This is a genomic window from Moraxella osloensis (genome assembly GCF_001553955.1).
Classification (GTDB): Bacteria; Pseudomonadota; Gammaproteobacteria; order Pseudomonadales; family Moraxellaceae; genus Faucicola; species Faucicola osloensis.
In genome coordinates this window covers 1,544,920-1,561,628 of record NZ_CP014234.1, presented here as the reverse complement: position 1 = coordinate 1,561,628, position 16,709 = coordinate 1,544,920, and the positions used below count along the sequence as shown (strand labels likewise).

Genomic DNA, 16,709 nt, shown 5'->3' with positions numbered 1-16,709 from the left:
GTTACAACAAGATAGAATCATTCTAATATGCAGTCATGTGTTAAAGCATAGGTCAATATGCTTTAATAACTAAAATGCAAAATTTCTAAAAGTGTCAAAGTACAAAAGCAGGACATTAAAAATACTAAAAAAAGGAGAATTATCATGTTTCGTTGGGCTATTATTTTTGCGGTAATCGCACTCATTGCGAGTTTCTTAGGTTTTGGTGGTGTCGCAGGTTTATCGGCAAACTTGGCATATGTGTTCTTGGCAGTAGCGGTGATTTTATTTATTATCGCCTTTATTAGCCGAAAAGTTTAGCTACTAAAGTTTTGATACTAAATGGTAATACGATAGGTCGATTTGACGGGTCTATTTAATTTGGTATGATCGTACCAAACACACTTAAAATAACCTTTTACTATATGAAAACACGTTTGTTTGATGCAAAGTGTTAACAATGTAAAAGGTTATTTTTTTTTGTTAGAATTTTCACTCAGATATAGCTTTGCCTCATATGCCAGCAATGCCAGTAAGGCAACCAAAAATGGCATGATGTAATACAGTAATCTAAAAATCAATAGCACCGCCAGCATCTGCGTCCGATCGACTTTGGGCAAAGCCGTAATCATGACCACTTCAAATACGCCCAATCCCCCAGGGACATGACTTAAAATACCGATTGCCATTGATTGAATAAACGCAGAAAAGGTCGCCCAATAGCTAATATGCTCAGAAGGCGGCAATAGTAAGTACAGTACCAACGCCACGGTACTTAAATCTAAAATGGCAATCGCAATCTGTTGCAGCACAATTTTGGCGGGCGGTAAGTCAAAACGCCAACCCCGAATCACCACGTGTTTGCCTTGCTTGCCAGCATATACAATAATCGCTGCAATAACGCTTAACATGATGATGCCAAGCACCCGTACATAAAAAGTATGCTCAAAGATGCCAAGGGATTTATCCAGTTCAGATAATAGTTGAATGGTAATCTCAGGATGGCTAGTCAAAGACGCCCCAATCAACGTGGTAATACCAAAGGTAAATGCCATCGACACCATCCAGACGATATTGGCAATTTCATTATGAGTCAGATTAAAACGGCGATAGTTACGATAACGGATACCACTTGCGGTCACAAGATTGAGCCCAATGGTGTGGCTAATGGCATAAGCGGTAAAAGAGGTGAGGGCGACATGGCGGTAATCAAGTTTTTTGCCGAGTTGGCGGAGCGCAATAAAATCATAAAGGGTGAGTACTAAATAACCAAAAGCCACCACGATGGCGGCGATAAAAAGATGGAAGGTAGGAATATGCGCGATAGCGTCTAGAACGTCTTGATAGTGCACAGTTTTGGTCAAACGATAAAGCGCGCGAATTGCCATAAAAAAAATCAATACCGTAATCGCTGTTAATGCAAGTCGCCAAACCTGCTTAAACCAAGAACTATTCATGCATTCAACCTAATTTTTTTTAGTAGACATTACAATCATTTAATCAATTAGTCGCCAACATTATTTTCATTATCTGCAAACAATGTCAAATTTATCTCATCATCTCGCGCAGTAGGGGTTTGGTGCGCCAAACGCTCGGCACGCAGTCGTTTGAGTCGCCGGATAGTCAATAACTTAAGTACTTGCCGCTTTTGTGAGTCATTCATCATAAGCCAAAGGTCACGCTCAGTGCGATTGCGCAAACAGCCTTTACAATACCCCTGTTTATCTAGCTCGCAGACTTGAATACAAGGACTGGCAATCTCAAATAGCTCTTGCTGCTCCATCGCGGTGATAACTCCTGACTACGCCATACAAATGGACGAGTAATCCACCTATGCAGAGATAGGGTTAACTGGGCGGAAAATCAAATAACACAGGCAAAAACGTACCACCAAACACGGCTAGCTAATTAACACGACAAATTTTAACGTGTTGAAACCTCGCATCATGGCTATTTTAGCCAAGCAATGCTAAGATTAAATGTTAGCCAAACCAACAACAGTCGATATGATGATTTACTATAATTAAAAATTTGAGATAAAGCCATGCAAATTGTGTATATTCACGGACTTGATAGCAATCCAAACGCCGAAAAAGCGCAAAAACTCAAAGATTTTTGTGCCAAAAATTTCCCACAAATCAAGGTTGTTGCGCCCGATTTGAATCGTTCACCCAATGAGTCAATTGCTTTAATCCAACAAATTATTGCCAACGACCCGAATACAGGTTTGGTCGGTAGTTCGCTCGGTGGGTTTTATGGCAACATTTTGGCAAATTTGACAGGTAAAAAAACGGTATTGCTCAATCCAAGTGTGCACAGTGGCACAAGTCTCAAGCGTTTTTTTGGGGAAGATTTTGACGGTTTACCCGATGATTATATCGGTCACGTCACCCCCGATGGTTGGCACATTAGCAAAAAAGATATTGAGTGGCTGGTAGCAAATCGCCCCGAACAACCGCTCAATCCGCAAAATTTATTGGTAATTTTGAAAAAAGGCGATGAGCTGCTTAATTTCCAAGATGCGGTCAATTATTTTAGTCAAAGCGCTTTGGAAAAAAGCAATGCCCAAAGCCATATCATCGTGGAAGAGGGTGGCGACCATCGTATGAGTGATTTTGAAACCAAATTACCGCAAATCATACTGTTCTTGTTTGGCTTGCCGCTGATTAAGTAAAAATTTGCTCGAAAGGTCAGGCTTTAGCCTTGAAAATGGGTTTATCTCATACCACTAGCTATATCTACTATTTAGTATGAATCATTGAAAATTTTAAAAAATTAAGGTTGTTATGAGTAGTTACACATCCACATCCCTCGAAGTATTAGAAGGTCTTGACCCGGTACGCCGCCGCCCCGGCATGTACACTGACACCACACGCCCCAACCATCTTGCCCAAGAAGTCATCGACAACTCGGTGGACGAAGCCCTTGCAGGTCACGCCAAAAACATTACTGTCATTCTACACACCGACGGCTCGCTGTCAGTCGAAGATGACGGACGCGGCATGCCCACCGACATTCACCCCGAATTTAACCAATCGGGCATTGAGCTGATTTTGACACGCCTACACGCAGGCGGTAAATTTTCTACCGACAACTACCAAGTCTCAGGCGGTCTGCATGGCGTGGGGATTTCAGTCGTTAATGCCTTGTCGCACAAAGTCGATGTCACTGTGTGGCGAAATGGCGAAGAATTTACCATGCAATTTGCCGATGGCAATGCGGTTGCTCCGCTGGCGGTTGCCCCGTCTTCTAACAAGAAAAAACGTGGGACACTCGTGCGGTTTTGGGTCAATGAAACATACTTTGACTCACCAAAATTTAACATCAAACAACTCAAACATCATCTTAAAGCCAAAGCCGTGTTATCGGCAGGGCTGACCATTACTTTTATCAATGAAATTGACGGTGACAAAGACGTTTGGCAATTTACCGATGGGCTATCGCAATATCTCACCGAGCAACTGGTCGAAGAAATCACCCTCCCAGAACAGCCATTCGTGTTTAATTACGACGCCAAAAAAGGCGAACGAGCAGGGTTAAGCTTTGCCATTTGTTGGCTTAGCGAGGGAGGTACGCCTGTGCAAGAAAGCTACGTTAACTTGATTCCTACGGCTCAAGGTGGCACCCACGTCAATGGACTACGCACAGGTATTACTGACGCGTTAAAAGAATTTTGTGAACTGCACAATCTACTGCCGCGCAACGTCAAACTCGCTCCCGAAGACGTGTGGGATGGGGTCAATTATATTTTATCGCTAAAATTCTCCGAACCGCAATTTAGCGGACAGACCAAAGAGCGCTTATCGAGCCGAGAAGCAGCGGGCGTGGTGCAAGCCTTTGCTAAAGATGGCTTTAGCTTGTGGCTCAATCAAAACTCAGAGATTGCCAAACAAATCGCTGAACTTGCCATTAATAAAGCGGGCAAACGGCTAAAATCTGCCAAAAAAGTTGAGCGTAAAAAAATCACCCAAGGACCCGCATTGCCAGGCAAATTGGCGGATTGTCGCGGTGATTTGCGAGATGGCGCAGAGCTGTTTTTGGTGGAAGGGGATTCGGCAGGTGGCTCAGCAAAACAGGCACGTGATAGACATTTTCAAGCGATTATGCCCCTGCGAGGCAAGATTTTGAACACGTGGGAAGTGTCGCCCGATACGGTGCTTGCCAGTGAAGAAATCCACAATATTGCCATTGCCATTGGCGTTGATCCTGATTCGGACGACTTGAGCGAACTGCGTTATGATAAAATCTGTATTTTGGCGGATGCCGATTCGGATGGACTGCATATTGCCACGTTGCTGTGTGCGCTGTTTGTCAAACATTTTAAAGCGGTGGTTGATGCAGGGCATCTGTACGTTGCAATGCCACCGCTATACCGCATTGATATTGGCAAAGAGGTGGAGTACGCCCTTGATAATGACGAACTTGAGCAAATCTTGAAAAAAGTGGCAAAAAACAAAAAGCCGCAAATTACCCGTTTTAAAGGCTTGGGCGAGATGAGTGCCGAACAGCTACGTGAAACCACGATGAATCCTGATACGCGACGTTTGGTGCAGCTAGACCTTGATGACCCAATTGCAACCGATAGCATGATGGATATGCTGCTTGCCAAAAAACGCGCCAGCGACCGTAAAACATGGCTTGAGCAAAAAGGCGACTTGGCAGAAATTGGGGTTTAATGGCTAGGCAAAAATGATTGACGTTAAGCCTACACTGCTAGCGCGTACTTTTGTAAGTGCATGGCTATCAGCTACGTTTGCACATTATCACGTAGATAAATCCTATGACGCTGTAGACTTTTCAAAGGCAAATGACGCTCGTGATACGATTTATCAACTTTCCCCTGCTGCTTAATATAAGGCAAATCCGCGAATATGACTAAATTGTTGATTACCCTGCTTTTATTCTTTATCACCGCCATTGCCGAGATTGTCAGTTGCTATCTTGGCTATCTGATGCTCAAACAGCATAAACCGCTTTGGCTCATTGTACCTATGACCATCACGCTTGCCCTGTTCGTATGGCTACTGACCCTTCATCCCACCGCGACAGGGCGAGTGTATGCCGCATATGGTGGCATATATATCACGACGGCTTTGGTATGGCTAAAATTTGTCGATGGCGTTTCTTTAACGCACTGGGACAGCATTGGCGGTTTGGTGATACTGTTGGGCGCAACTATCATTATCCTGCAGCCCAAAAGTTTGTTATAAACTCCGCCAATCAACAAATTTGCTAATTTTAGTGCACTAATGTAAACTCAAATTAAATTATTAAATCAAAGAGACCCTACATGGATATCAACCAAACGCCATTAGATCCCAGCCAATTTGGCTCAAATGTGCCGCGCCGCGATGACCCAAACATTGCCAAACTTGCCGCAAAATACTTAAAAATGCGCGGTTGGCAACTTGTGGGCGAGGTGCCCAATGTCAAACAGCTGGTCATGCTCGCTGCCCCGCACACGTCAAACGAAGATGGCTGGAATGCGGTGATGGGCATTTTATCAGTTGGCATTGATTTTAAATTGATGGGCAAAAAAGAGCTGTTTCGTATCCCCCTCATCGGGTCTTTCTTAAAATGGGGCGGTATGATTTCGATTGACCGTCACAAAAAAGGCTCGACTTTGCAGGCGACTTTGGAGCAGTTTAACCAACGAGATCAACTTTGGTTAGGGTTGGCACCTGAAGGGACACGTAGTTATACCGAAAAATGGAAAACAGGGTTTTATCATATTGCCGTAGGCGCAGGCGTACCAATTTTGCCGATTGCAATGGACTATAAAACCAAGCAAATCCGCTTTATGCCTTTGTTTTACCCAACGGGCGACTATGATGCCGATTTACCGAAAATTTTAGAAAACTATCGCGGCGTTTTGGGTAAGCATTTTGAAAAAATGTCACAGCCACTACAAGATTTACACCGTTAATAAAATACCCTGATTACTTATCAGGGCATTTTTTTCAGCGTGGCTGTACACTAAACAACTATGATTTAGGTTTTAAATCATCGCTACTAAAGGTGCTGGTAGGTTGAATAATCGCTTGCTGTGTTTGGGTCGTTTTATCGGTATCGATGCTTTCAGCCAAATTGTTAAGTGCGGTATGCAATGACGTGGTGGTATCGACAGTGGTTGCTTGATTGTTGTCAATCCCCGATGCATTGCCTGAGTCAATTGGACGCTCAATGCTACCTGTTTGTGTAGGTGCGTACTGAGTCGCAACATCTGTTTCAAACCCTGTCAATTTAGTAGGCTCTTTCACAGGCGTATTCATCATATTTGTCAAGCCTGAGCGTTGACCTTCCGCCTTATCTTGGATGTTTTTTAAAAAACGGGCGGCAGCTTCACGACCACCAAGACCAAAGGCTAGGGCAAACGCAACCGCGACTGCGCCTAAAGTCAAGCCAAATGCCATATTGACAATCGAGTCAGCAATACCCATCGCACGTAAGCCCATCGCAAGCACCACACCCATGATGAGAACACGCACAAGGTTGGCTAAAAATGCCGTACCATTTTGTGAGCGTTGTACCGCACTCGCCAGTAAATTGGCAAGCCAAAAACCCACAGCAAGGATAATTGCACCTAGGATGACTTGCGCGCCAAACTGGATGAAGACGTTGATTAAATTTCCAATATAAGTAAAGCCAAGGCTGCGAGCCGCTTCGATGGTGGCAAATAACATCACAAAGAACACAATCAAAAAGCCTGCCACGTCAGAGACTTTGGCAGTACCTAACACATTTTGCAAGCCTAACTTGCTTGGTAATACATTGACGCCTGAGTTATCAAGTAGGTTTTTGACGATATCGGCAATCATTTTTGACACAAAATACGCTACACCTAAAATCAATATGGCCATGATGATATTTGGAATCGCTAGCATGATTTCGTTCAGCATATTGGTCGCAGGACCAGAAATCGCTTGGATATCCAGTACATTAAGACCCATGATAATCGCGGTAATGAGTACGATGAGATACACCAGCGTACCTGCGATATTGGCGATTTGGGTTTGGTTGCCGATACCCGCCTTGCCTGCTAAGTTTTGCACGTTTAAGCTTGTGACAATATTAGTGACGATACCACGTAAAATTTTGGCAATAACAAAACCGACAAAAATAATCACACCCGCGCCGATTAAGTTAGGGATGTAAGATAACGCTTTGGTAATCATGCCATTAATCGGGGCTAACAGACCCGTTACGCCCAATTGCTGCAATACCATTGGCAAGAACATGAGCAAAATAAACCAATAAGCCAAGTTAGCAATGCTCTCGCTCATGTGCGGTACGCCTGCTTCGCTTGATAGTTTTTCATCAACTGACGTGCGGTTAAGCACGTTTGACAGCGCAGAGCGCACCACAGTCGCCAGTACCCAACCTAGTAGCGCAAGTAAGCCTGCAGCAATTAGATTTGGAATAAATAACAACACGATATTGACCATATTGGCAAACGGCACTGAGATAGCGTCAAGTTTTAAGAAACTTAATGCCGCAGAAATACCAATGATAAAGACAAACCAAAAAACAATACGTGATAATAAATGCGCCAAATCATAGGTTTTACCCGTTGACGCATTCATTTTTTGATTGATGCTCAGTTTTTCTAATAATTTATGCACCACCGAACCGACAATACTGGCGATAATCCAACCAAGAATAAAAATAATCAGTGCGCCAATCATGGTCATCATGGATGAACCAAGAGTTTGGTTATAATTAATGAAAAAATTGTCCATTGTGCCTCCTACAATTTGGTTATATTATTGATGTGGTTGATAAAAGTTTTTAAATACTCGAAAATTACCAGCTATATGCTACTCCATACTATTGTTTGTCTATCCTCGGTCTAGCTAAGCCAATGTCGTGCTTATAATTATCATTGTTGTGTGTATGTTTAATTAAATAAAGTGCTACAAATAACTTTCAAGTGTTTGCAAATGTTACTGTAGCATTGAAGCTCAACAAGATGACAGTGTAAAAAAGTTGCGTTTCAACCCTTTTTACCCCTAAATTGTTAAGAAAATTGTATTAATGTAAACATAGTTTTACTATTGCCCAATTTTTTGTTTGGCCATACGGTCACCTCACGATGTCATAGGTTTTGCAAACTATTTCTGCTATGATAGCTACAATTTTGAGACGATTTTTTAGTCGTTATTAGACCTTAATTGGACATATCAGATAGGAAATTTTATGAGCAATAATACAGTTCCCGTATTGGCAGCAGTTGTGTTAGGTGCTTTGGCATTATCACCCGTTTTTATCAAAAGTTTTGGCAACGACCCACAAGTAGCCGCCATCGGTAGCCGTCAGTTGGCGGGTAATTCATCCGCTATCAATGCCCAAAGTAGTGAAGTGGCAAAGGTAGGTTATAGCCTAGGTTATATGATGGGTCAAAACATCAAAAAAGACGCCAAAGACCTCAATCCTGCTGATATCAATCAAGGTATCAATGACGGTTTTAATGGTAAAGAATCGACCATGTCCCGTGAAGAAATGATTAAAGCGGTACAAACCTATGAGCAAAATCAAATCCAAAAACGCCTTCAAGACAACCAAGCCAAAGGTGAAGCTTTCTTAGCGCAAAATGCTAAAAAAGCGGGTGTCAAAACGACCGCGTCTGGCTTGCAGTATGAAGTGCTCAAAGAAGGTACCGGCGCACAGCCAAAAGCCACAGATATCGTAGCCGTACAATACGAAGGTAAATTATTAGACGGTAAAGTATTTGATAGCACCGCACAGCATGGCGGCGAGCCTGCGGTGTTCCCGCTTAACCAAGTTATCCCAGGGTGGACTGAAGGCTTACAATTGATGAAAGAAGGCGGCAAATATCGCTTCTACATTCCATCAAAACTCGCTTACGGTGAGCAAGGCGCTCCCCAAGGTGGTATTGAGCCAAATAGTGTGCTCATCTTTGATGTTGATTTGCTAAAAGTCAATCCACCGGCTGATGCTGCACAGCCTGCCGCAGCAGATATCCAAGCTCAACTACAACAACAAATTGAATCCATGCAGTCAGCTTCTCAACCTGCCCAATCTGCTAAATAGGTGGGGTTGGCGTCAGATAGGTGGTCTCAATCAGCTGGGCAAGCGCAACTATCGAATTCGCTCGCCCTACTCATCGGCACGATGGCAAAGGAACATCCCAATGATTTTAGCATATAAAAAAGTAAATTTAGTGACTGGCATCGCTACTGGCATGCTGTTAGCGGTTACGTCAATCAGTGCAAATGCCGCACCGGCTAGCACTAACGCAACAAAAGTTGCGTCCTCTGTTTATGTACCAAAATCAACAGTGACGGCAACTAGCCCAGCATTGGCACAAGTCGGCTATAGTTTTGGCTATCTGATGGGTGAGAGCAACAAAGACAGTATTGATGACTTAAATCTGGATGCGTTTTTTCAGGGATTTCGAGATGCATACTCAGCGCAGTCGCCCAATCTTGACAAAAAACAAATGCAAAAAGTATTGCTAGACTATCAAAAAAACAAAGAAATCGCCTATGCCAAAGAAGTACAAGCATTAGCAGCGAGCAATGCGGCAGAAGGTAAACAGTTCTTACTACAAAACGGCAAAAAATCAGGCGTGAAGACTACCGCGTCGGGTCTACAATACCAAGTGCTAACACAAGGGAGAGGCAAATCGCCTAAAGCAACGGACAAGGTCAAAGTCCACTACGAAGGTCGCTTGATTGACGGTACGATTTTTGACAGCTCTTATAAACGTGGCGAACCTGTGACTTTCCCACTCAACCAAGTGATTAAAGGTTGGACAGAAGGGCTACAGTTGATGAAAGAAGGGGGTAAATACCGTCTGTTTGTTCCCGCTAATTTGGGGTATGGCGAAGCAGGCAATGCCGATATCGAACCCAATAGCGTGTTGATTTTTGATATTGAGCTGCTACAAGTCAATCCACCCGTGACCCAACCCGTCAAACTTTAAGTTTTCTCCCATCTTAAAGTTTTCCCCAGTTGGCTATAAAAAAACGCTCATATTCCTATTGAGCGTTTTTTATATGAGGGCTTGAAAAGCGTACCTTTAAAGCACCTTTTTTAATACTTTAGAGTTGCGGGTATTGTCATAAAAGGCATAGCGGTCAGCCGGTAGCGATTCAGCAGGGACTTCCATAAACCCATGCTCGACAAACCAATGCGCGGTGCGAGTAGTCAAGACATACAATTCATGGATGCCACGGCTACGCGCTTGTTGCTCTAAGAATGCTATCAAATCTGCGCCACGGCTACCATTGCGATAATCGGGATGGACAGCCACACAAGCCACTTCCGCGGCTTGGTCATTGAGTGGGTATAAAGCCGCGCAGCCTAGCACCATGCCATCACGCTCAATCACGCTAAAGTTTTCGATATCGCTCTCTAAACGCTCACGCGAACGACGGACCAAAATACCTTGTTCTTCGAGTGGCTCTAGCAGTTCAATCAAACCTACCACATCGTCGATATCGGCACGGCGAATTTCTTCATACGGGTCATGGGAGATTAGCGTCCCTGAGCCATCACGGGTAAATAACTCTTCAAGCAGTGCGCCATCTTTGGCATAGGAGATAATATGGGTACGGTGGATGCCGTATTGACAGGCATCGCTGGCTGCCCGTAAGAAACGCGCGATTTCTGAGTTTTCAGGAACATCTCGTAAGAAGCGTGTCACTTCATGCGGAATCATTTCTTTAAGCAGGTGAGTGCCATCTTTATAGATACCTGTTTGCTCACCCAAGAAAATTAATTTATCCGCTTTTAGGCTAATCGCCGCTTGTAGCGCCACATCTTCAGCCAGCAGGTTAAATACTTCGCCTGTCGCAGAATAGCCCATACTACCCAAAATCACCACATGATCATGGATTAAATTGTTGTGTATGGCTTCGGCATCAATCGCGCGCACTTCCCCAGTAAATTGGTAATCGATGCCATTACGGATGCCATAAGGGCGGGCGGTGACGAAGTTGCCTGAGATGGCATGAATACGAGAGCCATACATCGGCGAATTGGCAAGTCCCATCGATAGCTGCGCTTCAATTTGCAGGCGAATTGAGCCAACGGCTTTTAGGATGTACGGCATGGCTTCTTTTGTAGTGATGCGCACGTCATCTACCATCGGTGTTTCGATATGGTTCTCGGCAAGATTGGCATCAATTTGCGGACGCGCACCGTGGACGAGTACGAGCTTAATGCCAAGACTATGCAGCAGCGCAAAATCATGAATCAAATGGCTAAAGTTGTCGTGATTGACCGCTTCGCCATTGAACATAATGACAAAGGTCTTGCCACGATGGGTGTTGATATAGGGCGCAAAGTTACGAAACCATAATACATAAGGCGGGGTAACATAAGCAGGGGTTGTGGCAGCGGCATTTTGTTGGGCAGTATTGGGTAAATCAATCATAGCGTGATAGGCAAGTATAGGGTTATTATCAGTCATCGTTTCGCCATCGGCAAGCGGTGCATTGCCATTGGTAAAACTTGCTGAAGTGTCGGTTGAAGTTGGCATGATAATAGTAGATATGATAAAAAAAGTAGACGTACAAACAGCATACGATAAAGTTTTTGTCTCTTTTAATTAAACATACATGTAATTAAACATACATGTAAGTTTAACAGCGTGATTGCGACGCATCGCTCAGAGACTAACGATAAGGCTATCAATAAACCTTACAAAATACAATAGCTAATCTTACTGATTTTGGCTGCGCTGTTTGTATTTAGTAAATTCATCCCGCAACTTTCAACTTGCTAGTGAGTTAAATTGTAAAGTTTGTTATGCTAATCTATAGTCGAGCATTAACCTATTTGACCACCCAATCAGCGGTGTAGGCCAACCTGCCAAAAAAACAGAATACGCTAGCAGCCGCTGACACAACAATTTTGAACATTTGAAAATCATGATTTAATGGAGAATATTCATGCAAAAGCTTTCAGTATTCGCGCTAATGACCGCCTCACTTGGGGCATCAGCCACCGCAATGGCTGTGCTACCAACGGTGGCATTAGACCCTGTTGATAATAATCAAGCTGCACCTATCTCAGCGCCAGTTGCTAGTCAAATTCAAACCCGCATTTTAGCCTCTGTGGTTGGTCAGGATCCACAAGGTCAAGAAGTGTTAAGCCCCGTCAATGCACAAACGCGCCTTGCATCTGGCAACATCGTAGAGTATCGCGGCTACTTAACCAATAACAGCCCCGACCGTATCCGCAACATGAAAGTGACCATGAACATTCCCGCCAATATGGAATTAGTGAGCACGAGCGATGTAGAGCCAACCCGCGCGTTTGGTAGTATGGACGGTGCCAATTTTCAATATATGCCACTAAAAACCAATATGAATGGCGTGCTACAGAACCTACCGATGGCTTACTATAAAGCCATACAGTGGGATGTACCAGGTTTGGGTCTTAATGAAGTGGCGATGGTAAAGTATCGTTTAAAAGTAAAATAATAAGCGCTCAATGCCTAGAAGGGCTCAACGCATAAAACCGCTCAATTGAATGAGCGGTTTTTTTATTTACAATTTTTGAAACTTGCCGATTTTTTGCTCGATATCGCTGAGCTTTGCTAAGGTTGCAATTTCCCCTGCTTTTATCGTCGCTTCTCTAGCTATGGTATTGGTCGTGCCAATATCACCAACGGCCGGGCGTATCACCACGTCCGCCCATTTGATTTCAGCAGCATTTGCTTGATGGGGGATGACGGCAAATGTCTTATCCAGTAGCGCCCAAAAATCCTGCGGATGACTATTTTTTGGCGGGCTTGAGACATCTACCGCGATGATAATATCTGCGCCCATTTGTTTGGCAGTTTGCACAGGCACAAGGCTTGTCAAACCGCCATCGCCATAGCGTTTATTGTTGATACGTGGCGGTACAAAAACACCGTACACGCTACTGGATGCACGCACCGCAAGACCGGTATTGCCTTTATCAAAGACGGCTTTTTGCTTGGTGGTTAAATCGGTGGCGACACTGGCAAAACGGATGGGGAGTTTTTCAATCGGTCGATTATCGACTTGGGTATTTACCCAGTTTTGTAGTTTGATGCCTTCGATAAATCCTTGTTTGCTCCAGCTATAATCGAGTAATTCATTATTGCTAACATGGGTCGCGATGTCTTCAAGTTCGCTAGCGGACTTGCCACTGGCGTATAAACTACCGACTAGACTGCCGCTACTGGTACCGACGATTAAGTCGGGGGTGATGCCATTTTTTTCCAGTACCTTGATGACGCCGACATGAGCAAAACCTTTGGCACCGCCCCCGCCTAATACAAGGGCGATTTTGGGTTTTACTGATGGTTGAACGGGTGGTTTAATAGGTTGGGTGGGTATCACTGGCGTTTTGGTGCAGGCGGTGACTGCGAAAGTTAATAGCAGGTAAGTGAATAATTTTTTCATGATTTATGACACCCAGTTATCTAACCGTAATCCTTCGACACGCTCAAACTCTCTTAGATTATTGGTCACCAAAATTAAGCCGCGGCTACGGGCATGACCTGCGATATGCATGTCATTTTCGCTAATGACGTTACCTTTTTTAGTCAAGTCAGCATAAATATTGCCGTAATGACTTCCCGCTTGGCTATCATAATCAAGGATAACCAAACGTGATAAAAAATCATCCACTTGTGCCAAGTTTTTAGCCAGATTTTGGCTGTTTTCCGCGCCAAAATACAATTCCGCTACTGTGATACTACTGACACAAATTCTAGCGGCATATTGGTTGAATTTATTTAAAGCCGCAATCGGACGTTGTTTGATGACGTGGATGGCGATATTGGTGTCTAGCATAAAGGTCAGCATACATCGCTTCCTAGTCGTTAGTCAAAGCTTTCGCGTTGGCTGATAGGGGCGTTGCCACGCTGTGCCATAAAGTCATCGCTGACGGGGTCTTTAGCAATAAAAAAGCTATCCCATACGTTAGTGATAGGGGTTAAAATACGTTCGTTACCGACTTTGCGTATATGAACATGTTTGATGTCATCAGCAAATCGCATATCCGCAGGTAAGCGCACAGCTTGGGTGCGGTTGTTAAAAAATACGCTAGCTTGGGTCATAAATTATCCTTTTTATGCTATATATACTAAGTATATAGCATAAATTTTAAAAAGCAATCTGCGCTATTTTGTAGTGAAAATTCTGCCTATGATGTTTAGGAGATAAGCATAGGTATGTTTAGAAGACAAGCATAGCAGAACCTACTTTTAGCAGGTTTTTTTTGTACCTAGCAACCTCGCTTTGCAATCAGGCTATATTAAAAACAAAACCCTGTAAATGCTGTTAAAAAATGCCATAATAAATCACCTGTTTCATTAAAATAAAATCAATAAAAACAAGCTGTCTAAGGCATGACGAACCGCATGACCAACCCCATGATTCAACCCAATACTGACATCTTTAACCTCCCTGTCACCGCGCTCGCTGGCGTGGGTAGCAAAATCGCTGAACAGCTTGACCAACTAGGTATTGAGCGCGTGTTTGATTTGTTGCTACATTTGCCGCGTGATTATGAAGATCGCAGCCGACTGGTCAACATGTGTGATGTCGTCGATGGACAATCGGCATTGCTACAAGGCACCGTTGTCCGCGTCGAAAACAAAAAGATGGGCCTCAGCGTGACATTGCAAGATAGGACAGCGCAAACAACATTACGCTTTTTCAAAGTCTATCGTGGACTGACCGAAACCATGGCAGTGGGCAATACCTTGCGTGTCTTTGGTGAAATCAGTATCAGTAAGTATGGCACCCAAATCAGCCACCCTGAATATGAAATTATTACTGGACATCAACCCCTGACCAATACAGGGCTGATACCTGTTTATCCAACGGTCAAAAACTTGCACCAAAATAAACTGCGTAGCTTGATTCGACTTGCGCTGCAAACGGTTAAACAAGCCAATCCTGTGATGGCTACTATTAGTGATGCTGAGTGGCAAATCGTACAAAGCGCGCTGAGCCAACAGTTTCCGTTACTGGCAGGTAGCCACAATCCATTTGAGGCATTTAGCTTGCTAGAAGCCATTAGCTTTATCCATCAGCCACCGATTTATACCGATTTGAATAAGCAAATTTTGGTGTTAGAGGCGTTAAAAAATCGCAGCCATCCGACCTGTCAGCGGCTCATTATCGAAGAAATGCTGGCGCACCAGCTGAGTCTACTGTACCGCAAACAACAACTTTATCAGCACAAAGCACCGCGCTGCGATGCCACAAGCGCGCTTGCCAATCGGCTGTTAGCCAATTTACCTTTTACCCCGACCCATGCCCAAAATCGGGTAGTGGCGGAAATCGTCAAAGATTTGTCAACCTCAGTACCCATGCTGCGACTTGTGCAAGGCGATGTTGGCGCAGGCAAAACCTTGGTGGCAGCTTTGGCGGCATGCTATGCGCTTGATAGCGGCTGGCAAGTGGCGGTGATGGCACCGACAGAGATTTTGGCGGAGCAACATCTTAATAACTTTAAAAACTGGTTTGAACCGCTTGGCATCGGTGTGGGTTGGCTGGTGGGTAAGCAAACAGCCAAAGCGCGTGAAAAAGCCTTGCAACAAGTACAAGACAACGAGGTGCAAATCGTGGTCGGTACGCATGCGCTATTTCAAGAGCATGTCAATTTTGCCAAGTTGGGCTTGGTGATTATCGATGAGCAGCACCGTTTTGGGGTGGAGCAGCGAATGGCGCTAGTAGATAAAGGCTTGGCGCATACCACACCGCATCAGCTGATTATGACAGCCACACCCATACCGCGTACCCTTGCCATGAGTGCATTTGGTGATATGGATACGTCTATTATTGATGAATTGCCGCCCAACCGCACCCCTATCACCACCGTCACCATAAGCCGTGACCGACGCGATGAAGTGATTGAGCGTATCGCTGCCAACTGCGAGCAAGGCAAACAAGCTTACTGGGTGTGCCCACTGGTCGAAGAGTCTACCGTGCTTGATGCGCAAGCCGCTGAAGCGACCTATGCCGATTTGAATGACAGGCTCAATCTCAACATTGGCTTGGTGCATGGCAAAATGAAACCGAATGACAAACAAGCGGTCATGGCGGATTTTAAAGCGGGTAAAACTGCTTTGCTGGTGGCTACCACCGTGATTGAAGTCGGGGTCGATGTGCCCAATGCCTCGCTGATGGTGATTGAAAATGCTGAGCGATTAGGGTTGTCGCAATTGCACCAGCTACGCGGACGCGTGGGGCGTGGCACCCAAAAAAGCTTTTGCGTATTGCTTTATCAAACGCCATTGTCAGAAACGGGTATCGAGCGGCTCAATGTGTTGCGAGATAGCAATGATGGCTTTGTGATTGCGCAAAAAGACTTGGAACTGCGCGGTGCAGGGGAGCTTTTGGGTAAACGGCAGACGGGATTTGATAGCTACTATGTCAGTGACCTAGCTAGAGATGAAAGCTTGCTAATCGTGGCGCAAGCGATTGCTAAGTACCTAATTGCTGATGAAAATCGCAAATCACAGGTGCAGCAATATATCAGTCATTGGACACCCGATGCCATTAAATACATTAACGCGTGATAGCGCGTAGTAGGCGCTTGAATTCTGATAGAGCGCTATTTTTACAGATAAAGCGCCTATTCACATCCGCAAATTTTTGTTATGTTATACCCTATGCACTTATTGATTAATTAACAATGTCCTAACGATTGGTTTTAATTAATTTTTTTATTCATTGCGCAATATCACTGTTATTAATATAGAGTTATCAATATTT

Annotated in this window: 16 protein-coding genes; 9 read left to right on the top strand and 7 right to left on the bottom strand. The window is 44.2% G+C overall.

What is annotated here, in order from left to right; all coding sequences use genetic code 11:
• The first annotated feature begins 144 nt into the window (after window positions 1-144).
• On the top strand, window positions 145-300 hold the full coding sequence (locus tag AXE82_RS11895) for a DUF1328 domain-containing protein (protein WP_007115844.1): 156 nt from the start codon (window positions 145-147) through the stop codon (window positions 298-300).
• Between the two features lie 149 nt (window positions 301-449).
• On the opposite strand, the gene AXE82_RS06830 is transcribed toward AXE82_RS11895, so the two are convergent.
• Together AXE82_RS06830 and AXE82_RS06825 are read right to left on the bottom strand one after the other, a co-directional pair.
• On the bottom strand, window positions 450-1,436 hold the full coding sequence (locus tag AXE82_RS06830) for a putative bifunctional lysylphosphatidylglycerol flippase/synthetase (protein ID WP_062332907.1): 987 nt from the start codon (window positions 1,434-1,436) through the stop codon (window positions 450-452).
• A gap of 47 nt (window positions 1,437-1,483) precedes the next feature.
• Window positions 1,484-1,762, bottom strand: coding sequence for a DUF1289 domain-containing protein (locus AXE82_RS06825; RefSeq protein ID WP_065252104.1), 279 nt, complete (start codon window positions 1,760-1,762; stop codon window positions 1,484-1,486).
• Between the two features lie 261 nt (window positions 1,763-2,023).
• Between AXE82_RS06825 and AXE82_RS06820 the strand changes: the two genes are divergently transcribed.
• From AXE82_RS06820 to AXE82_RS06805, 4 genes are all read left to right on the top strand, one after another.
• A complete protein-coding gene (locus AXE82_RS06820; RefSeq protein WP_062332904.1) occupies window positions 2,024-2,653 on the top strand; it encodes a YqiA/YcfP family alpha/beta fold hydrolase in 630 nt (209 codons plus the stop codon).
• Between the two features lie 112 nt (window positions 2,654-2,765).
• On the top strand, window positions 2,766-4,655 hold the full coding sequence (gene parE / locus AXE82_RS06815) for a DNA topoisomerase IV subunit B (RefSeq protein ID WP_062332901.1): 1,890 nt from the start codon (window positions 2,766-2,768) through the stop codon (window positions 4,653-4,655).
• Window positions 4,656-4,850: 195 nt separating this feature from the next.
• The gene (locus tag AXE82_RS06810) at window positions 4,851-5,189 is read left to right on the top strand and encodes a YnfA family protein (protein WP_062332898.1); all 339 of its coding nucleotides are present in this window, start codon (window positions 4,851-4,853) and stop codon (window positions 5,187-5,189) included.
• Window positions 5,190-5,269: 80 nt separating this feature from the next.
• A complete protein-coding gene (locus AXE82_RS06805; protein ID WP_062332896.1) occupies window positions 5,270-5,905 on the top strand; it encodes a lysophospholipid acyltransferase family protein in 636 nt (211 codons plus the stop codon).
• Window positions 5,906-5,963: 58 nt separating this feature from the next.
• Here AXE82_RS06805 and AXE82_RS06800 read toward each other — a convergent pair whose 3' ends face one another.
• Window positions 5,964-7,718, bottom strand: coding sequence for a mechanosensitive ion channel (locus AXE82_RS06800; protein ID WP_065252103.1), 1,755 nt, complete (start codon window positions 7,716-7,718; stop codon window positions 5,964-5,966).
• 457 nt (window positions 7,719-8,175) lie between these two features.
• Between AXE82_RS06800 and AXE82_RS06795 the strand changes: the two genes are divergently transcribed.
• Entirely contained in the window at window positions 8,176-9,030 is an 855-nt protein-coding gene (locus AXE82_RS06795; protein ID WP_062332893.1) for an FKBP-type peptidyl-prolyl cis-trans isomerase, read from the top strand.
• Window positions 9,031-9,181: 151 nt separating this feature from the next.
• The gene (locus AXE82_RS06790; RefSeq protein WP_406946756.1) at window positions 9,182-9,925 is read left to right on the top strand and encodes an FKBP-type peptidyl-prolyl cis-trans isomerase; all 744 of its coding nucleotides are present in this window, start codon (window positions 9,182-9,184) and stop codon (window positions 9,923-9,925) included.
• A 96-nt stretch (window positions 9,926-10,021) separates the two neighbouring features.
• Here AXE82_RS06790 and argA read toward each other — a convergent pair whose 3' ends face one another.
• Window positions 10,022-11,380: an amino-acid N-acetyltransferase gene (gene argA / locus AXE82_RS06785; protein ID WP_062334846.1), complete on the bottom strand. Its 1,359-nt coding sequence runs from the start codon at window positions 11,378-11,380 to the stop codon at window positions 10,022-10,024.
• A 517-nt stretch (window positions 11,381-11,897) separates the two neighbouring features.
• Between argA and AXE82_RS06780 the strand changes: the two genes are divergently transcribed.
• Window positions 11,898-12,431 carry a hypothetical protein gene (locus AXE82_RS06780; RefSeq protein WP_062332887.1) on the top strand — a complete coding sequence of 178 codons (534 nt, stop codon included), beginning with the start codon at window positions 11,898-11,900 and terminating at the stop codon, window positions 12,429-12,431.
• Window positions 12,432-12,497: 66 nt separating this feature from the next.
• Here the strand turns inward: AXE82_RS06780 and AXE82_RS06775 are convergent, their stop codons facing one another.
• The 3 genes from AXE82_RS06775 to vapB are packed head-to-tail and all read right to left on the bottom strand — an operon-like array spanning window position 12,498 to window position 14,041.
• A complete protein-coding gene (locus tag AXE82_RS06775) occupies window positions 12,498-13,382 on the bottom strand; it encodes a patatin-like phospholipase family protein (protein ID WP_062332884.1) in 885 nt (294 codons plus the stop codon).
• Between the two features lie 3 nt (window positions 13,383-13,385).
• The gene (gene vapC, locus AXE82_RS06770; RefSeq protein WP_062332881.1) at window positions 13,386-13,787 is read right to left on the bottom strand and encodes a type II toxin-antitoxin system tRNA(fMet)-specific endonuclease VapC; all 402 of its coding nucleotides are present in this window, start codon (window positions 13,785-13,787) and stop codon (window positions 13,386-13,388) included.
• A gap of 17 nt (window positions 13,788-13,804) precedes the next feature.
• Window positions 13,805-14,041, bottom strand: a complete 237-nt coding sequence (gene vapB / locus AXE82_RS06765; RefSeq protein WP_062332879.1) for a type II toxin-antitoxin system VapB family antitoxin — start codon at window positions 14,039-14,041, stop codon at window positions 13,805-13,807.
• 303 nt (window positions 14,042-14,344) lie between these two features.
• Here vapB and recG point away from each other — a divergent pair, with 303 nt between their 5' ends.
• Window positions 14,345-16,513, top strand: a complete 2,169-nt coding sequence (recG, locus tag AXE82_RS06760) for an ATP-dependent DNA helicase RecG (RefSeq protein WP_062332876.1) — start codon at window positions 14,345-14,347, stop codon at window positions 16,511-16,513.
• The last annotated feature ends 196 nt before the right edge of the window (window positions 16,514-16,709 follow it).

What these genes read in the sequence shown, in the direction of transcription:
- AXE82_RS11895 (WP_007115844.1), top strand. Translation starts at nt 145, where the DNA reads ATGTTTCGTTGGGCTATTATTTTTGCGGTAATCGCACTCATTGCGAGT.
- AXE82_RS06830 (WP_062332907.1), bottom strand. Translation starts at nt 1,436, where the DNA reads ATGAATAGTTCTTGGTTTAAGCAGGTTTGGCGACTTGCATTAACAGCG.
- AXE82_RS06825 (WP_065252104.1), bottom strand. Translation starts at nt 1,762, where the DNA reads ATGGAGCAGCAAGAGCTATTTGAGATTGCCAGTCCTTGTATTCAAGTC.
- AXE82_RS06820 (WP_062332904.1), top strand. Translation starts at nt 2,024, where the DNA reads ATGCAAATTGTGTATATTCACGGACTTGATAGCAATCCAAACGCCGAA.
- parE (WP_062332901.1), top strand. Translation starts at nt 2,766, where the DNA reads ATGAGTAGTTACACATCCACATCCCTCGAAGTATTAGAAGGTCTTGAC.
- AXE82_RS06810 (WP_062332898.1), top strand. Translation starts at nt 4,851, where the DNA reads ATGACTAAATTGTTGATTACCCTGCTTTTATTCTTTATCACCGCCATT.
- AXE82_RS06805 (WP_062332896.1), top strand. Translation starts at nt 5,270, where the DNA reads ATGGATATCAACCAAACGCCATTAGATCCCAGCCAATTTGGCTCAAAT.
- AXE82_RS06800 (WP_065252103.1), bottom strand. Translation starts at nt 7,718, where the DNA reads ATGGACAATTTTTTCATTAATTATAACCAAACTCTTGGTTCATCCATG.
- AXE82_RS06795 (WP_062332893.1), top strand. Translation starts at nt 8,176, where the DNA reads ATGAGCAATAATACAGTTCCCGTATTGGCAGCAGTTGTGTTAGGTGCT.
- AXE82_RS06790 (WP_406946756.1), top strand. Translation starts at nt 9,182, where the DNA reads ATGCTGTTAGCGGTTACGTCAATCAGTGCAAATGCCGCACCGGCTAGC.
- argA (WP_062334846.1), bottom strand. Translation starts at nt 11,380, where the DNA reads ATGATTGATTTACCCAATACTGCCCAACAAAATGCCGCTGCCACAACC.
- AXE82_RS06780 (WP_062332887.1), top strand. Translation starts at nt 11,898, where the DNA reads ATGCAAAAGCTTTCAGTATTCGCGCTAATGACCGCCTCACTTGGGGCA.
- AXE82_RS06775 (WP_062332884.1), bottom strand. Translation starts at nt 13,382, where the DNA reads ATGAAAAAATTATTCACTTACCTGCTATTAACTTTCGCAGTCACCGCC.
- vapC (WP_062332881.1), bottom strand. Translation starts at nt 13,787, where the DNA reads ATGCTGACCTTTATGCTAGACACCAATATCGCCATCCACGTCATCAAA.
- vapB (WP_062332879.1), bottom strand. Translation starts at nt 14,041, where the DNA reads ATGACCCAAGCTAGCGTATTTTTTAACAACCGCACCCAAGCTGTGCGC.
- recG (WP_062332876.1), top strand. Translation starts at nt 14,345, where the DNA reads ATGACCAACCCCATGATTCAACCCAATACTGACATCTTTAACCTCCCT.